The 16151-nt window shown below is 60.2% G+C and carries 14 protein-coding genes; 7 read left to right on the forward strand and 7 right to left on the reverse strand.

Annotated elements, in window-relative coordinates; translation table 11 throughout:
- A partial coding sequence (locus GSM73_RS19255; protein WP_256676982.1) for a PAS domain S-box protein occupies positions 1-958 on the reverse strand: 958 nt, incomplete at its 3' end.
- Positions 959-1178: 220 nt separating this feature from the next.
- Between GSM73_RS19255 and GSM73_RS19260 the strand changes: the two genes are divergently transcribed.
- The 3 genes from GSM73_RS19260 to GSM73_RS19270 all read left to right on the forward strand — a co-directional run bounded on the left by GSM73_RS19260 (position 1179) and on the right by GSM73_RS19270 (position 4568).
- Complete coding sequence (locus tag GSM73_RS19260; RefSeq protein WP_076386741.1) at positions 1179-2597, forward strand: short-chain fatty acid transporter; 1419 nt, start codon at positions 1179-1181, stop codon at positions 2595-2597.
- Between the two features lie 111 nt (positions 2598-2708).
- The gene (locus tag GSM73_RS19265) at positions 2709-3866 is read left to right on the forward strand and encodes a hypothetical protein (RefSeq protein WP_047229380.1); all 1158 of its coding nucleotides are present in this window, start codon (positions 2709-2711) and stop codon (positions 3864-3866) included.
- Positions 3867-4040: 174 nt separating this feature from the next.
- The gene (locus tag GSM73_RS19270) at positions 4041-4568 is read left to right on the forward strand and encodes a lysine methyltransferase (RefSeq protein WP_160893574.1); all 528 of its coding nucleotides are present in this window, start codon (positions 4041-4043) and stop codon (positions 4566-4568) included.
- A gap of 10 nt (positions 4569-4578) precedes the next feature.
- On the opposite strand, the gene can is transcribed toward GSM73_RS19270, so the two are convergent.
- Entirely contained in the window at positions 4579-5223 is a 645-nt protein-coding gene (can, locus tag GSM73_RS19275) for a carbonate dehydratase (protein ID WP_047229378.1), read from the reverse strand.
- 132 nt (positions 5224-5355) lie between these two features.
- Between can and GSM73_RS19280 the strand changes: the two genes are divergently transcribed.
- Positions 5356-5760 carry a serine kinase/phosphatase gene (locus tag GSM73_RS19280; RefSeq protein WP_076386330.1) on the forward strand — a complete coding sequence of 135 codons (405 nt, stop codon included), beginning with the start codon at positions 5356-5358 and terminating at the stop codon, positions 5758-5760.
- Between the two features lie 280 nt (positions 5761-6040).
- On the opposite strand, the gene rimI is transcribed toward GSM73_RS19280, so the two are convergent.
- Positions 6041-6493 carry a ribosomal protein S18-alanine N-acetyltransferase gene (rimI, locus tag GSM73_RS19285; RefSeq protein WP_047229376.1) on the reverse strand — a complete coding sequence of 151 codons (453 nt, stop codon included), beginning with the start codon at positions 6491-6493 and terminating at the stop codon, positions 6041-6043.
- Positions 6486-7271: an energy transducer TonB gene (locus GSM73_RS19290; RefSeq protein ID WP_076386332.1), complete on the reverse strand. Its 786-nt coding sequence runs from the start codon at positions 7269-7271 to the stop codon at positions 6486-6488. Before GSM73_RS19290 ends, rimI begins: the two co-directional genes overlap by 8 nt.
- Positions 7272-7451: 180 nt before the next feature.
- On the opposite strand from GSM73_RS19290, the gene mksB reads away from it, so the two are divergent.
- Genes mksB through mksF form a run of 3 tightly spaced genes read left to right on the forward strand, consistent with a single transcriptional unit; the run spans position 7452 to position 12260 of the window.
- Positions 7452-8732 carry an Mks condensin complex protein MksB gene (gene mksB, locus GSM73_RS19295; RefSeq protein WP_047229374.1) on the forward strand — a complete coding sequence of 427 codons (1281 nt, stop codon included), beginning with the start codon at positions 7452-7454 and terminating at the stop codon, positions 8730-8732.
- Entirely contained in the window at positions 8722-9423 is a 702-nt protein-coding gene (gene mksE, locus GSM73_RS19300) for an Mks condensin complex protein MksE (RefSeq protein WP_047229373.1), read from the forward strand. Before mksB ends, mksE begins: the two co-directional genes overlap by 11 nt.
- Complete coding sequence (mksF, locus tag GSM73_RS19305) at positions 9420-12260, forward strand: Mks condensin complex protein MksF (protein ID WP_047229372.1); 2841 nt, start codon at positions 9420-9422, stop codon at positions 12258-12260. The genes mksE and mksF overlap by 4 nt, the downstream gene beginning before the upstream one ends.
- Before the next feature lie 177 nt (positions 12261-12437).
- Here mksF and GSM73_RS19310 read toward each other — a convergent pair whose 3' ends face one another.
- The 3 genes from GSM73_RS19310 to GSM73_RS19320 are packed head-to-tail and all read right to left on the reverse strand — an operon-like array spanning position 12438 to position 16003.
- Positions 12438-14741 carry a PqiB family protein gene (locus GSM73_RS19310; protein ID WP_160893576.1) on the reverse strand — a complete coding sequence of 768 codons (2304 nt, stop codon included), beginning with the start codon at positions 14739-14741 and terminating at the stop codon, positions 12438-12440.
- Positions 14734-15357, reverse strand: a complete 624-nt coding sequence (locus tag GSM73_RS19315) for a paraquat-inducible protein A (protein WP_047229371.1) — start codon at positions 15355-15357, stop codon at positions 14734-14736. Before GSM73_RS19315 ends, GSM73_RS19310 begins: the two co-directional genes overlap by 8 nt.
- Positions 15344-16003 carry a paraquat-inducible protein A gene (locus GSM73_RS19320; RefSeq protein WP_047229370.1) on the reverse strand — a complete coding sequence of 220 codons (660 nt, stop codon included), beginning with the start codon at positions 16001-16003 and terminating at the stop codon, positions 15344-15346. Before GSM73_RS19320 ends, GSM73_RS19315 begins: the two co-directional genes overlap by 14 nt.
- Positions 16004-16151 lie beyond the last annotated feature (148 nt).

Raw genomic sequence — 16151 nt, forward strand, 5'->3', positions numbered from 1 at the left:
TCACCAGGGATTGCTCATTCAGGGCCTCGATGCCTTCGCCGGCGGTTTGCATGTGCCGGGCCAGGTCACGCATCACGCCCACGGCCTGGGTCACCACGGTGGTGCCGCGCTGGGCGCTGCTGTCGGTTTGCAACGAGGTGCTGTAGGCAATGCCGGCCGCCTCGGAGACAGCTTTTTCCTGGTTGACCTGATCAGTGATGTTCGTGGCGAACTTGACCACTTTGTACAATCGCTCGTTGGCATCAAGCACCGGGTTGTAAGAGGCTTCCAGCCAGACTTCACGGCCGTTGCTGTCCAAGCGTTTGAAGCGACCGGCGACGAACTCGCCGCTATTGAGACGCTGCCAGAACTGCTGGTAGGTGGCGCTGTTGTACTCCTCCGGTTCGCAAAACATGCGGTGATGCTTGCCCTTGATCTGCGCCAGGCTGTAACCCATGGCATTGAGGAAGCGATCATTGGCTGTCAGTACGTGACCGCCCAGGTCGAATTCGATCACCGCCGTTGAACGCACCAGCGCACCAATGAGGTTTTCATGTTCACGCGACGCCTCGATGGTACGGGTCAGGTCGCTGGAATACATCGAGAAATAGCGGATTCGGCCATCAGCCGCCCGAACCGGTTGGAGAATCGAACGCAACCAGGCTTCCTTACCGTTGCCCCGGAGCAGCCGTACGGCGCCGGAGAAATGCTCGCCTCTAGTCAGCGCCGTCTTGAAACGCAACTGGAACTCATTGGATTTCAGGTAAGCCGGCACCAGCTCTTCGACAGACCGGCCGATGAGGTCCTGGGTCTTGTAGTGCATTTCGTCGAGAAAATTCTGATTGACCGTCTGCACCCGCCCTTCGGCATCCAGAGTGAGGGCCAGCATCTCGCGGTCCAAACTCTCCTTCACCTGCACAAGGCTGGACAGTTCCTGGCGAAGAGCCGAAAGCTCCTGCTTCAAGCGTTTATTGAACATGGCATGCTCCGAGAGCAGGAGAGTTAGGTGGCCTGTTCTCTTGCCATCGGCTCGCCGATTTTTTTCTAAAGAGCGCCCCGGGCCGCTTCTGAAAATAATCCTGCGCGCTCGCGAACCCCGATTAGCCTCCCATGGTCACTGGAATGTTCCAGTGTTGGCGCCTGACGCCAAGACCCTGCCGCACCCAATACCCATAACCATAAAAATCGAGGTAATTGCCGTGACCACCGACATACAAGACAGCCGTTCCGCCCGCTTCGCCTTGCGCTGTTCCAGTTTTGCCGAGCGCTGGTTCCCTGACTCCTGGGTATTTGCCGCCCTGGCAGTATTGGTAGTCGCGGTGGCGACACTGTTCATCGGCGCCAAACCCACGGCCGCCGCCATGGCGTTCGGCGATGGCTTCTGGAGCCTGATACCGTTCACCATGCAGATGGCCTTCGTGGTGATCGGCGGTTACGTGGTCGCCAGCTCGCCGCCCGCCGTCAAACTGATCGATCGCCTGGCACGCATCCCGAAAAACGGTCGCTCCGCGGTGGCCTGGGTCGCATTGATCTCCATGGTCGCGTCGCTGCTCAACTGGGGGCTTTCCCTGGTATTTGGCGGTTTATTGGTACGTGCCCTGGCCCGTCGCACCGATCTGAAAATGGACTATCGCGCCGCGGGCGCCGCCGCTTACCTGGGCCTGGGCGCGGTTTGGGCACTGGGTTTGTCTTCGTCGGCGGCGCAATTGCAGGCCAACCCGGCCAGCCTGCCACCGTCGATCCTGTCGATCACCGGGGTCATTCCGTTCACCCAGACCATTTTTCTCTGGCAATCGGGAGTGATGTTGCTGGCGTTGATCGTGATCTCGCTGATCGTGGCCTATGCCACCGCTCCCGGCCCGAACAGTGCCCGTGACGCCGCCGCCTGCGGGATTGATCCCAGCTTCAGCATGCCGGCATTGCAGCCTCGCACCCGCCCGGGAGAATGGCTGGAACATAGCCCGCTGCTGACCATTGCCCTGGCGCTACTGGCCGCCGGCTGGCTGTTCCACGAGTTCTCGACCAAACCTGCGATAAGCGCCATCTCCGGGCTCAACACCTATAACTTCCTGTTCCTGATGCTTGGCGCGTTGCTGCACTGGCGGCCGCGCAGCTTTCTCGATGCCGTGGCGCGCGCGGTGCCGACCACCACCGGCGTGCTGATCCAGTTCCCGCTGTACGGCTCGATTGCCGCGCTGCTGACCACGGTCAAGGGTAGCGACGCCCAGACGCTCGCCCATCACATATCCACCTTTTTCGTACAGATCGCATCCCACGATACCTACGCCGTGTTGATGGGCGCCTACTCGGCGGTGCTGGGCTTTTTCATTCCTTCGGGAGGCGGCAAATGGATCATCGAAGCCCCCTATGTCATGCAGGTGGCCAATGATCTGAACTATCACCTGGGGTGGGCGGTGCAGATCTATAACGCCGCCGAAGCGCTGCCAAACCTGATCAATCCGTTCTACATGCTGCCGCTGCTGGGAGTGTTGGGGCTCAAGGCCCGGGACCTGATCGGTTTCTCCTTCGTGCAATTACTGGTTCACACGCCATTAGTGCTGGTGCTGCTGTGGGCGCTGGGGACGACATTGTCTTATCTGCCGCCCGTGATGCCATAAAGCCATAAAAAAGGGCCGATATTTTCGTCGGCCCACTTTTTCTTCGCTCCGGTCTGTTTCAGTATGGCTACACCCTGTTCGAGGGGTCCACACGCTGAAAAGGATCTGAGCATGTCCAAACTCGCCGTACTTTCTCTTGCTACCCTGGCCTTCAGTGCCGCCGCCCATGCCGACATCGATGTTCAGTTGGGCAGTACCGAACGCGTCACCCGTCTCTTCGCCTACCCCAACAACTGCAACGTCATTTGTTTTCGCAACTGGACGCTGGAGCAGACCGTTGAGCATTACCTGACCCAAAGCGTGCAGCGTGACGGCTACAGCGCGGCCAAGGTCAGCGTCAAAAGCGACAACGATAAGGTCTACGCCAGTATTAGCGGCGTGCCGCAAGACTACGGCAAACCGTTGACTGCGCTGCTGGATGCCGGTGACCTGGCATACAAGGGCGCCACCAAACTCAACAGCGATAACAAATGGGCCTACGACTGGTACCTGTTCCTGCCGCTGGGCATGGCCCTGGAGAACCGCAAGAGCATTGAGTTGCTGCACTTCCCGCCGGATTACTCCCTGACCCAGGCGCAGGACTACCTGGAATCGGCCACCACCGATCGCTGGGCCACGCTGCTGACCGCCAACGGCATCGCCGCCGAACAGACCCCGGCCTTCCAGACCATTGTCGACATCGCACCGATTGCGGCGCCATCCAATGCCGGCCAGGCGCTGGGCGGGGTCTACGACTATTTCAATGACTACCAGACCACCATGGTCAAGCAAGTCAGCCAGAACGCCAGCGGCGACGCCCTGCCGATGGTGGCCTTCGGTGCTCCCGTGCGGAACTGGATCAAGACACAGTACGGCCAGACCGTGGACGTGCTGGGTCTGGCGACCATTACGCCGACTGCGGGTGTCAAGGTTCCGGTCCTGGGCTCCAACCACCCGAGCTACATCTGGTATGCCGCCGACCCTGACAGCTACAACGGTGATCAGGCCAAGGCGGATGCGGCAGGTTTGAAAGTCATGGGGCAGGACCTCAGCGCTGCATGCTGGCAAGCCGGCATGGGCAGCAAACCGGGCACCGATCCGAGTGCGCAATTGAATCAATGCACACAGACCTGGCAGGTCACGCAAAAGGAAGAAACCTGTGAGCTGTTCTATACCTCGATCCGCAAGCTGTCTGCGGACGAAGCGGCGAAAAAATGCGCGGAGCCGGCAATCAAATCACAACTTCCACAATTGAAAGTCCCCATGCCAGCGCTGCCTGACGCGGTGTAAACCCCAAGGACTTTCCTGCGTAAGCCTGGGCTCACGCGGGAAAGCGCCTTTGGCTCCTGTCAGAGTCGACAGTAGATGTCGTTTCAAGGTTGCGCGAAGCTAGGCAGGTTTCAATGATCGCTGGCAGGATCGCCAGCGCCAGAAGGCCGAGCGTCCTACGCGACAGGGACCGTCATGACCACCTTCCTTGCAGACAGCGCATCCTCACCGAACGGGGACGGCATCTACCCCGAGAAACAACTCAGCACGCGCATGGGTTATCCATCCAGGCGCGATTTCGAAGTGCGCCAGACGACTAACGGCCGCGGCAATGGCATCGTCGCCCGCAAGCGGTTTGCGCCGTTGGAAAGGATGTGCAGGGTATCGGGACTGATCGTCAGCCGACGACGCCTGCATACACTGCAGATCCTGCCGGACATCCACATGTATGACCCGCGCTTCGCCGGATTGCTGCAGCACTCCTGCAGCCCGAACGTTTTCCTGGACATGAGCGAACTGTGGTTATGGGCGTTGACCATCATCGAGGAAGGTGACTGCCTGACGATGGATTACGCCAGTACCGAGCAGAAATTGTATCGACAGTTCGCCTGCCGGTGCGGTTCGTCCAACTGTCATGGCTGGATCACAGGCTATGACGAACCGCCCAACGAGCGAGGGATGAAATTTCTGCGGCACTGGCGTCGCCGCTGTCATCGCGACTGAATGAGCCGAATCAGGGCGCGCCGACCGGACGTAGCCGATACTGCGGCGGCAACTGCTCGAAACCGCTGATCGTCGTGTCCAGGCTTTTCCAGCGGCCGTCCTTGATCCCGTAGATACAGCCGTGAATCGACAGTTTCTGCCCGCGATGCCAAGCGTTCTGCACAATGCTGGTGTGGCCGACATTGGCCACCTGCTGGATCACATTGAGCTCGCACAAGCGATCCACGCGCTCTTCTTCGGTCGGCAATTGGGCCAACGTTTCGCGATGCTCGTAGTACAGGTCGCGAATCGAACGCAGCCAGCCGTCGATCAGACCCAGTTGACGATCCTGCATCGAGGCACGCACGCCGCCACAGCCGTAATGCCCGGTGACCAGGATATGTTTGACCTTGAGCACGTCCACCGCGTACTGGATCACCGACAGGCAGTTGAGGTCGGTGTGCAGCACCACGTTGGCCACGTTACGGTGCACAAACAGATCGCCGGGCAGCATGCCGACGATCTCGTTGGCCGGCACCCGCGCATCGGAACAGCCGATCCACAGATACTCAGGGGTTTGCTGACGGGCCAGCTTGGAAAAGAAATCAGGATCTTCCTGCTTGATCGCATCGGCCCAGCGCGCGTTGTTATCAATCAGATCTTGTAATTCGTTCATGCTATCTAGCCCTCGAGAATAGTGCGCAACTTTGACAGACGACCGCCCGTCGAGGTCACGTCCAGAATGCCGTTGGAATTCTCGCCACGGCTGTGGGTCCACCCAGTAAGCCCCACAGTATGAGGAATTGCCATGAATGATTCACGACGTCCTTTCGACGCGGTCCAGCCGGAACCCATCGACGATAACGAAGACCGCATGGGCTCGATGCATGAACTGGAATTCGACGAACAAGAGCCCAGCGCGAAAATCGGCGACGAACTGCCGGAAAATGAACGCGAACAGTTGATGCCGCGTGAACGCGTGCGTGAAGCCGGGCTGACAGGGGCTTCAACGGATGATCACGAACCCACCGACGACGACATGAGCCCGGAAACACTGATCCGCGAAGACGGTGCCCGGGACGCCCATGAAGCCGGCGACGACAAACGGGCGGACTGGGACCTGAGCGTAGTGGATGAAAATGACATTGGCGGGGGTGACGGGCTCGACGAAGCGGAAATGGCCGATATCGATCCGTTGGATGGCAAGCGGTAAGTGTCGATAGAGCTGACGCCATCGCGAGCAGGCTCGCTCCCACAGGTTCTGCGTCATAACCCAATGTCTTGAGCGATGCAGATCCAATGTGGGAGCGAGCCTGCTCGCGATAGCGGTGGATCAGTTTGCACTGGGGTTGAATGTGCCGCCGTCATCGCGAGCAAGCTCGCTCCCACAGGGAGCTTGGCGGTGTGCATCAAATTTGCGCTCGAACACAAAACCCTGTGGGAGCGAGCTTGCTCGCGATGACGGCGTTGCGGTTAACCTCGATGTGGCAAGTTCAGTCCACCAAGGTGCACGCCATGACCACCGCATCTTCGCGTCCGCCCACCGCAGGGTAGTAATCGCGGCGACGGCCGACTTCATTGAAGCCATAGCGCTCATACAGCCGGAACGCTGTGCGGTTGCTGTCACGCACTTCCAGGAAGCACTCCCGAGCCTCGGCCTTGTAGGCAATGGACATAAGATGCTCCAGCAGCCGCAAACCCAAGCCGCGCCCCTGGTTTTCCGGTTTGACGGTGATGTTGAGCAGGTGCGCTTCATCCAGGATGATCTGCACCACGCCGTGGCCCACTTGCTGCTGGCCTTCGAACATCAGCCAGATCTGGTACTTGCCCAGCCCGTCGAGAAAGATCCCTCGGGTCCAGGGGTGGCTGTAGGCCGCATATTCGATTTTCAGCACAGCGTCGAGGTCCGCCTCGGTCATCGGGCGGAACGATACAGCGTCACTCATTCGATTCTTTCCAACGCGCCATCAGCCGGCGCATGGCTTGCCAGACATCAGCCTTGCGCTGTGGCGTTTCCATTAACAATTCCAGGCCGGGCAACGCCCAGGCCGAGCCCAGGCCTTCGACCTGCAGTTCGCGATTGAACGCTTCAGCATCCACCTCACCAGCAAATTTCACCGCCGGCAGGCCTATCAGCCACAGGCACACGCAGGGCTCATCCTCAAGACGCGCCGAGACAAAACCCTGGACAAAATCCCGCGCCGCTTCTGGTCCCTGGTCCATGGTCCCGCGAGACAACAACGGCCAGCGCACCGGCTCGCCAATGATCTGTGGGCTGTCCGGCAGACCGGCGGCGCGCAGCATGTCCTTGAGCAGCAGATACGCCGGATCGCGGCTTTGAAACGGTTCGCCCGTGGGCAGTTCCACCAGTAGCAGGCAACGTCCTGCCCGTAGCAGTTGCAGCGCGAAACGCGGCGGTGCGACGTAAGGGGTCTTGACCGGGGCCGGGGTCTCATCGGCGGCCTCTACCGGTTTGGCGTTGGTGCGGGTCGAAGCCAGGCTCGGGCGCGGAACCTCGATCTTCGGCCGTTCGACCACAGGCGCCACCGGCTCGGCAACCGTCCTGGCCACGGGCGCGCTCACGACCGGCTCGATATCCAGCGGCTCGGGCGTTTCCAGCAGCTCGGGCCGCGACGGGGCGGCAAACGGCAATTCGGTACGCGGCAGCCAGTTGACCACCTGCATGGCGGTCAGATAGGCGCGGCGGCGGGACTCGATAAGCAAGGGTCGGCCACTTGTGGATAACTGAAAGTGGAAGGGATTCTACCGCCCTTCGAGAGAGATCGCTTCCCTGTTGAATCAATAGTTGAGCGATTCAACCGACAGTCCGTCTCAGGGGTGAATCGCAACCGGCCTGATGCAGTACAATCGCCCCTTTTAATTGCCAACCCGACGGCCATTGCGATGATCGAACCCAAGCGCGTCTTGCGCGCCCTCGCTGAACACTGGGCATTGCTGGAACCTTTGTGCGAGCACTTCGACCAGGGCACCCTGAGCCTCAACGAATTGCGTTCACAATTGGCCGCCCAACAACTGGACAGCACGCCCCAGGACATCACCAACCTGCTGGACGTGTGGATCCGCCTGGACATCCTCGTACCGGTGGCAAAAAGCCCGAACCGTTTCGAGCTCAACGCCCAGATCCATGACTTCCTCGCCTACCTGCGCCGCGAACACCGCCTCGGCCTGTGCCTGGAAATCGAAGCCTACCTGCGCCACCTCGAGCGCCTGGCCGGCTACATCCAGGACGCGTTCGACATTCGCGACGGCAACGACCTGGCCCGCCAGTTGCGCCTGCTGGACATGCGCGTGCGCGACGTACTCAAGAAACTCGCCAACGACGAACAGGCCCTGGTAGCGGTGGCCGAACGGGCCAAGACCAGCGACCGGCAGATTCCGTTGCGCCAGCGCTACGCCGAAGTACTGGCGACCTGGGATGAATACGTCGAACCGATGATCCAGTTGGTGAACGCCGACGGTGCGTTCGAGCAAGGCGTGCGCAAGGTCGAGAATGTGCTGTTGCGCATGCTCACCGAACAGCAGCGCCTCGGCCACCTGGTGGACGATGACATGCTGCTGCGCACCCACGCGCGCATCCTCGAGATGCAGACCAGCGCCCAGTTGACCCTGCGCCATGCCCGCGAATTGCTCCTGCCGCTACGCGAAGAGGCCCGCCGTCACAACGCGGTGACCCGTGGCGCCGCCCTGGCCCTGGCCGCCATTCGGCGCAAAGGCCTCGATGCCGTGCCCCAAGCCGCCATGCCGCTGTTCACCCGCCCGCAAAGCACCTTCCTGGGCAGCGCCAGTCAGGTCGAAGCCTACGTGTACGCCCTGGCCCGTTTCGAACCGAAACCGGCGCGCTTCCCCAAGTCCCACAAGACCCACAAGGGCGGCGAGGCTCCTCGCGCGCCGCGCACCGTACGCGAGATGGTCGAGCGTTGCGAAGACGCGCTGCCAATGCCGGACCTGATGACCTGGTTGCTGGAGCAGGAGCCGGACGGCGCCACCGACGAATTGCTGTACTGGTTCTCGCGTCTGTCGCGGGAAAAACGTTTCAAGCGCGAGCGTCTGGAACGCCGCGACTACCACACTCACGAGCATCAGGTCAGCCTGCGCTCCTTCGCCCTGCTCTCGGCCCGCGACACCGCCGCCGAGGATTCTGCGAGCATCCCCCATGCATCTTGATCTATCCGAACTGTCCCAACTGGCGCCGATTTTTCGCGAGCTGTTCAAGGGTTACCACGTCAGCCGCCGCGACCCGGAGCTGTACGCGCAACTGTCGAACTTCCAGGACCAGTACCGCACGCTGTTCAAGGCCCTGGGTTTCGAACTGGTGTGCGACACCCGTGGTTTCTACTACTTCGTGCCGGACCTCGCCGCCGCTGCGGTGAACAAGACCGCCCAACGCCTGGCGCTGTTCACCTTCATCCTCGTCGAGCACCTGGCCGACCAGGGCCGCGACCCGATTGCCGTGCTCGACGGTGGTAGCCTGGGCCGCGATGAGCTGCCCTCGCTTCTGGAAAAGTACCGCGACCTGTTCCTTCAGGCCGAAGTGCAGACCCAGGAAGAGCTGGAAGAAAAAATCATGCGCCGCATGACCCAACTGGGTTTTGCCGGCGAAGAGAACGGTGTCTACCGCTTCCTGCCACCGATGCACCGTTTCCTCGACGTCTGCCTGTCGGTCCAGCAGGACCGCGACCTGGCCGCCAGCCTGCACAGCGTGCTGCCGTTGCCGGCGCCGGTACTGATCGACGAAGACAGCGACGAAAAGTTGCTGCAAACCGATGATCCGCTGGATCTGAGCGAATTCGAAGGTGAAAGCGAAGAAGACGCACTGGCCCGTGCCATTGCCGAAGAACAGGAGACCGACGCATGAGCAAGGAACGCTACGGCATCCGCCGCTTTGCCCTTTTGAACACCGCAGGCTACAGCCTGGGCCTGTTCCCGCTGGAAGAACCGCTGTCGGTGTACGGCGCGAACAACCTCGGTAAATCCGCGTCGATCAACGCCTTGCAGTTCCCGATCCTGGCGCGCATGTCGGACATGAGCTTCGGCAAGTACAGCCTGGAGCAATCCCGGCGGTTCTACTTTGCCTCGGACACCAGCTACATCCTGGTGGAAGTCGCCCTGCCCCACGGCCCGCACGTGATAGGTGTGGTCGGGCGCGGCCCCGGCGGCGGTTTCGGCCACCAGTTCTTTGCCTACGCCGGCAAGCTGGACCTGGCCCATTATCAGAAAGACGACACCTGCCTGCGTCAGAAAGAGCTGTTCACCAACCTGGAGCGCGAAGGCCTCAAAGCCTACGAACTCAAGCCTGATGAACTGCGACGCCTGCTGGTGGGCGGTCATACCTCGATTCCGCTGGACCTGACGCTGATCCCGCTGCGCTCCACCAGCGAGCAAAGCCTCAAGACCTTCCGCGCGCTGTTCATCAACCTGTTGCACATGCGCGAAATTACTGCGGCCAAGCTCAAGCAACTGTTCCTCGACGCGTTCGAGCACAGCCTGCGTTCCGGTAGCGTGGATTACATCGCCGCGTGTGAAGAGGCCTTCCGTGATGTACGACGCATGGAACAGGACTACAACTCCCTGGTGGCTGCCGGTCCGCTGGTGGAGGCCCTGGCCAATGGCGTGAAGCAGCGCGATGTACTGCGCGGCAAACTGCATCGCCTGTCACCGTTGCTCGACTCGCTGCTGGGCACCTGGTCGGACTACGCCAGTGCGCGCAAGGAAGAGCTGACCATCCAGGCCGAACACTACCGTAACGAGCAGGATTCGCTGCAGAACGACCAGCGCGGCGGCACTCAGGAGTTGATGCGCCTGGAACGGGAAATCAGCGGCATCCAGCGCTGGATTGGCGAACTGTCGGTGCTCAAGAACCGCTTTGCCCTGGTGGATGACGTCAAGGTCCTCGAGCAACAACTGCTCGCGGCCAAGGATGCCCACGACGAACTGGCCGGTGCCCTGGCCCAGTCCCGGCAGTTCAGCGCCGAAGACCTGGATGAGCGCCTGCGGGATCTGGAAAAACGCCTGAAGTCGGTCAAGCAGCAACTCGATCACGCCGATAACAACAGCTACGCCCGCCTGCGGGAAGAATTCTCGCAACAGGACGTTGAACGCCTGATGCGCCTGTTCAACAGTGCGCTGTTCAGCCTGCCGCTGGGCGAGCACGGTATCGCGCTGGACGAGAACGGCGAGTGGGTCAAATCCATGGAGCTGATCCTCGACGGCTTCAAAGGTGAGCGTTTCGAAGTACCGGGCCTGTCCATCGACCTGTCCCACATCGAACCGCCGGCCCTGCAAGCCCTGGCCGACCGCGCCGCACTGCGAGACCAGAAAGAACGCCTGGAAAAAGAACTCAAGCAGCTCAAGACCCAGCAAGCGGTGGCCGCCGACCGCGCCGCGAGCAAGACCCAGACCGAGGCGCTGTACCAGCAGGTTCTGGATGCGCAGAAAGCCCTGGAAGACTTCCGCCGCACCCAGACCCTGAGTGCCGAGGAAGGCGAAAAGCTTGAGCAACTGGCGCAGATGGAAGCCGCCCAGGACGAACTCAAGCGCTCCAGCGATGCCTTCACCGAACGTGTCCAGCAGTTGTCCGCCAAGTTGCAACTGGTGGGCCGGCAGATCGCCGACATGGAAGCCAAGCAACGTACCCTCGACGACGCCCTGCGCCGTCGTCAATTGTTGCCAGCGGACCTGCCGTTCGGCACACCGTTCATGGACCCGGTCGACGACTCCATGGACAACCTGCTGCCATTGCTCAATGACTACCAGGACAGCTGGCAGGGTCTGTTGCGGGTCGATGGCCAGATCGAAGCACTGTACGCCCAGGTGCGCCTCAAGGGTGTGGCCAAGTTCGACAGCGAAGACGACATGGAGCGCCGCCTGCAACTGTTGATCAACGCCTATGCCCACCGTACCGACGAAGCCCTGACCCTGGGCAAGGCACGGCGTGCGGCGGTGACTGACATTGCCCGGACCCTGCGCAACATCCGCAGCGACTACGACAGCCTCGAGCATCAACTGGCGCTGTTCAACCGCGAGATCAACAAGCGTCAGGTGTCCAACCTGCAGAGCTTCCGGATCGTCCTGGCGCCGAACAAGGAAGCGCTCAAGCACATCGACCAGATCATCCACAGCGCCGGCCAGTACGAGGAAGGCGAGACCCTGTCGGTGTTCGACCTCAGCCAGAGCGCCGAGCAGGACAACAAGAACGAAGAGGCCAAGGAATACCTGGCCCGCCTGGTGGCGGCCAACCACAATCAGCTCGGCCTCAAGGACCTGTTCGAACTCGCCTTCGAGATCACCAAGGTCAACGGCCAGCCCGTGATCCACACCGATATCGATGGCGCGGCGTCCAACGGCACCACGATGACCATCAAGGCGCTGACCAACATGTATTTGTTGCTGCACCTGATGGACCGCGAACAGGCCGGTCGCGTACGTCTGCCGTACTACCTTGACGAAGCGGCAGACATCGACGAGAAAAACCAGGCCGCGCTGCTGGAAACCAGTTTGCAGCTGGGTTTTGTGCCGATCCTGGCCAGTGTGAAGCCGCAAGTCTGCGCCAGTGTCGCCATCGACCTGGAAGGCGGCAGCGGCCCCAACGGCATCTACATCGACGAGGCGGACTGGAAGTACATCCGCCGTCACGATGCGGTGAAAGCCACGGTGAACGTGCAGGCCGACGAGCCGGAGCTGGATCCGGTTTGAGGTAAATAGCCGGACACAAAAAAGGCCGCGATCCAATGGATCGCGGCCTTTTTCATTGGGCTTTTTAGGATTGTCGCGAGCAGGCTCGCTCCCACAGGTTTAGCGTCGCAATCAGATAACACTTCGTGGGAGCGAGCCTGCTCGCGATGGCGTCAGAACAGACTGATTGCCCCCCAATCACTTACCCAGCTTGATCTTCGGCGCCCAGGTCAGCCACTCCTCTTCAAACTGATCGAACAACGGGAAGGTCTGCTCCGGTCGCGCCGGGTTGCCCATCCGCTCGCCATCCGGAGTGGCAAAAGCGATGCCGCCCTGAATCAGCGTCTCCAGCGACTCAGTCCGCACTGTCGCGCCTTTGAACAACCCGAAGTCCATGCCGAAGCCACTGGTATTCCAGAATCGCGTGCCGCTGCGCACCAATGGCGCGTACTTGGGCTCGATCAGGATATGAACCAGCACACGGTCCGCCGTCTGGCCCAATTCATAGCCAGTAACCTTGCCCACGGTAATCTCGCGATACGTCACCGGCACGCCGGTCTTCAACGAACCACGGCGAGCGGCGCTCAACACCAGGCTCAGACCGGCTTCAGGGACGGCGTTTTGCGGTGGGCTGGCGAGGGCCACGAAGTTTTTCTGCGGCCCCAGGTTCTTCACCGGTGGCTGTACTTCGATGTACTGCCCGGTCACCAGCGTCTCCAGGTTCGAGGTCTTCATCAGCCCCAGTTCGGGCTTGACCACCCAGAACTGGGAGCCGACCCGAGCAATACGCTCCGGCACTTCGGTGATACGTGCGGTGAGCAGGATCGACTGCATGTCGGCGCTGAGGTCCACGTCTTCGATCTTGCCCACATCCAGCCCTTTGAAACGAATCGGCGTGCCGCTGCGCAAACCGTCGGCGCGATCGACCTTGATCGTCACTATTGTGCCTTTCTGTTGCGCGGCTTCGCGGTCTGCATACAGGCGGAACCGTGGGATGCGCCTTTTCAACGGCACATTGGGTTCCGGCGTCTCGAAAGAAATGCCGCCGGCCATCAGGCTTTGCAAGGATTCGCTCTTGACCTGGATCCCCCCCGTCAAACCACCCGTGAGCGTAATCCCGCTGGCATTCCAGAACCGGGTCGATCCGTTGACCAGACCTTCGTATTCTTTCTCGATGTGCACACCAATGATCAACTGCTTTTTCTTGCGGGAGAACTGGTAGCTCTGCACCGATCCAACCTTGACCTGTTTGTAGAGAATCGGACTGCCGACCTCCAGCGAACCCAGGTTTTCAGTGAGCAGGACCAGGTGCAGCCCGGGCGAACGCAAGTCCAGAGGTGGCGCCTTCGGCCTGGCTTCAAACTCGCGCTGCGGCGCGCCTCCCTTGTCGCCGGGACGTATGGCGATGTAGTTACCTTTGACCAATGCCTCAAGGCCCGTAATCCCCGCCAGCGAGATCGACGGCTTGACCACCCAGAACTGGGTGCCGGTCACCAGGTAATCTTCGGCCAGTGGGTCTAGGGTCAATTCAGCGGTAGCGCTGGACAGATCCGGATCGACCTTGAGGTTCTTCAGGCTGCCGACCTGAATGCCTTTGTACATCACCGGAGTACGACCGGACTGTAACCCTTCGAAGTCGCTGAGCTTGACCTTCACGCGGATGCCGGCAGCGGCAGCGTCGAAGTCTTCATAAAGACGAAACGGCAGGCTCGGGTCTGTGGGCGGACTGTCTTTGCGACTCTCCGGCGTGGCGAACGCGATACCACCGGCCACGATGCTCGCCAGGGATTCGCTGCGCACTTTGACGCCCGACAGATTGGCATCGATGCTGATGCCGCTGGCATTCCAGAAACGCGTATGTTTACGCACCAGGCCGGCATAAGTCGGTTCGATATAGATTTTGATTTCGACCGTGCTCTGATCCTCCGATAGCAGGTAGCTTTTCACCTGCCCGACCTGAATCTGTTTATAGAACACCGGGCTGCCACGGTTCAGCGAGCCCAGGCGCTCGGCCTTGAGGGTCAGGTGCAAACCAGGCTTGGCGTCCGAGAGCGGCGGCTCTTCGGCCAGGGCCTTGAATTTACGGATCGGCTCCCCTTCCCCCGGGCTGATAGCCACGTAGTTACCGGAAACCAGGGTTTCCAGGCCGGTGATGCCGGCCAGGGTCACGCTCGGCTTGACCAACCAGAAGCGTGTCCCGGTCTTGAGGTATTGCTCGACGTCCTTGTTCATCTCAATGGTCGCGACCACGCCTTTCGAGCTGCCTTCGTCATCGAGCTTGAGGGACTTCACTTTGCCAACCGGCATACCCTTGTAGACGACTTCAGTCTTGTTGACCTGAATACCCTCGCCGCTTTCAAAGCGCACGTTGATCTCGATGCCGGTTTCGTTATAGGCCCGCCAGCCGAGCCAGCCGCCGATAATCAAGGCAATCAGCGGCAAGACCCAAATTGCGGACCAGTTCGAAGCCGGTCGGGTTTTAGCGGTAGGCAAATCAGTCATGGTCGTCATCCGACTCCGTGTTATCCCAAATCAGTCGGGGATCGAAGGTTACTGCGGCAATCATTGTCAAAATCACTACGCTGGCAAAAGCAATTGCACCAAGACCGGCTTCGACACTGGCGAGTCGACCGAAATTCACTACCGCCACCAATATGGCGATCACAAAAATATCCAGCATCGACCAGCGCCCAATGAACTCGATAAAACGGTACATAAGGATGCGTTGCCGCGCAGACATGGGCTGGTGCCGTTGCACGGAAAACAGCAGCAAGGCGATGCCTACCAACTTGAAAGTCGGAACGACGATACTGGCGATGAACACCACGGCGGCAATCGGAATCATCCCGTGCTGAACCAGCTCGATGACCCCGGCCATGATGGTGCTCGGAGCCCCTTGCCCCAACGAGTTGATGGTCATGATCGGTAGCATGTTGGCCGGAATGTAGAGAATCGCGGCAGTGACCAATAACGCCCAGGTCCGCATCAAGCTGTTTGGGCGACGAGGATGAACCAGGGCGCCGCAGCGGGTACAGGTTTGTGTATCGACGTCAGCTTCCTGCCGGTTTAGCTCGTGGCATTCTGTGCAGATCAAAATACCCGCATCAATCGCCCGCATGAGCGTCCTCTCCTGATAACGCTTGCCAGATCTGATGCGGCGACATCACCACCTCCAGCCAGACCTGGACGAGCAACAAACTGATAAAACACGCCAGACCAAGCCCCACGGTAATGGCCGCCATGTCTGCCAACTTGACGATGGCCACCAGCACACCCATGAGGTAAACCTCCAGCATGCCCCAGTCGCGTAAATGGTGATAAATGCGATAGAGCAATAAGCCGTAGCTACGGCCGATATTCCAGCGAATGGTCAGTAACACGGCCAATTGGCAAAGCAGTTTAAGCAGCGGAATACCCATGCTGCACAGAAAAACCACCACCGATACACCTTGCATGCCGGTATTGAACAGGCCGACCACACCACTCCAAACGGTGTCCTGGGAGGATTGGCCGAGCAAATTGAGCTGCATGATGGGTAAAAAGTTCGCCGGCACATACAACAGCAGAGCGGCAATGACCAATGCAAGGCTGCGTTCGACCACATTGTGTCGGTGAGCGTAGAGCTCATACCCACAGCGAGGGCATTCGGCTTTTTCGCCATGGGCCAGCTGGGGCTTGCGCATCAACAGGTCGCACTCATGGCACGCCACCAAGTCATCCAACGGCAGATCTGACAACCGAGGGGCGTCAAACGGATCGGGCATAAAGAGCTCTGGCTCAACTAAGGTGGAGGCTATTCTAGTGCGCTGGCTTGAAAATAACTGTGCAAATTTATTCCGAGCCTCGGCGCAATTTTATTGCGGGCAAAACAAAACCCCTACCTGCGTCAGCAGATAGGGGTTTCGGAATTTA

Source organism: Pseudomonas sp. PICF6, assembly GCF_009831705.1.
Lineage (GTDB): Bacteria > Pseudomonadota > Gammaproteobacteria > Pseudomonadales > Pseudomonadaceae > Aquipseudomonas > Aquipseudomonas rhizophila.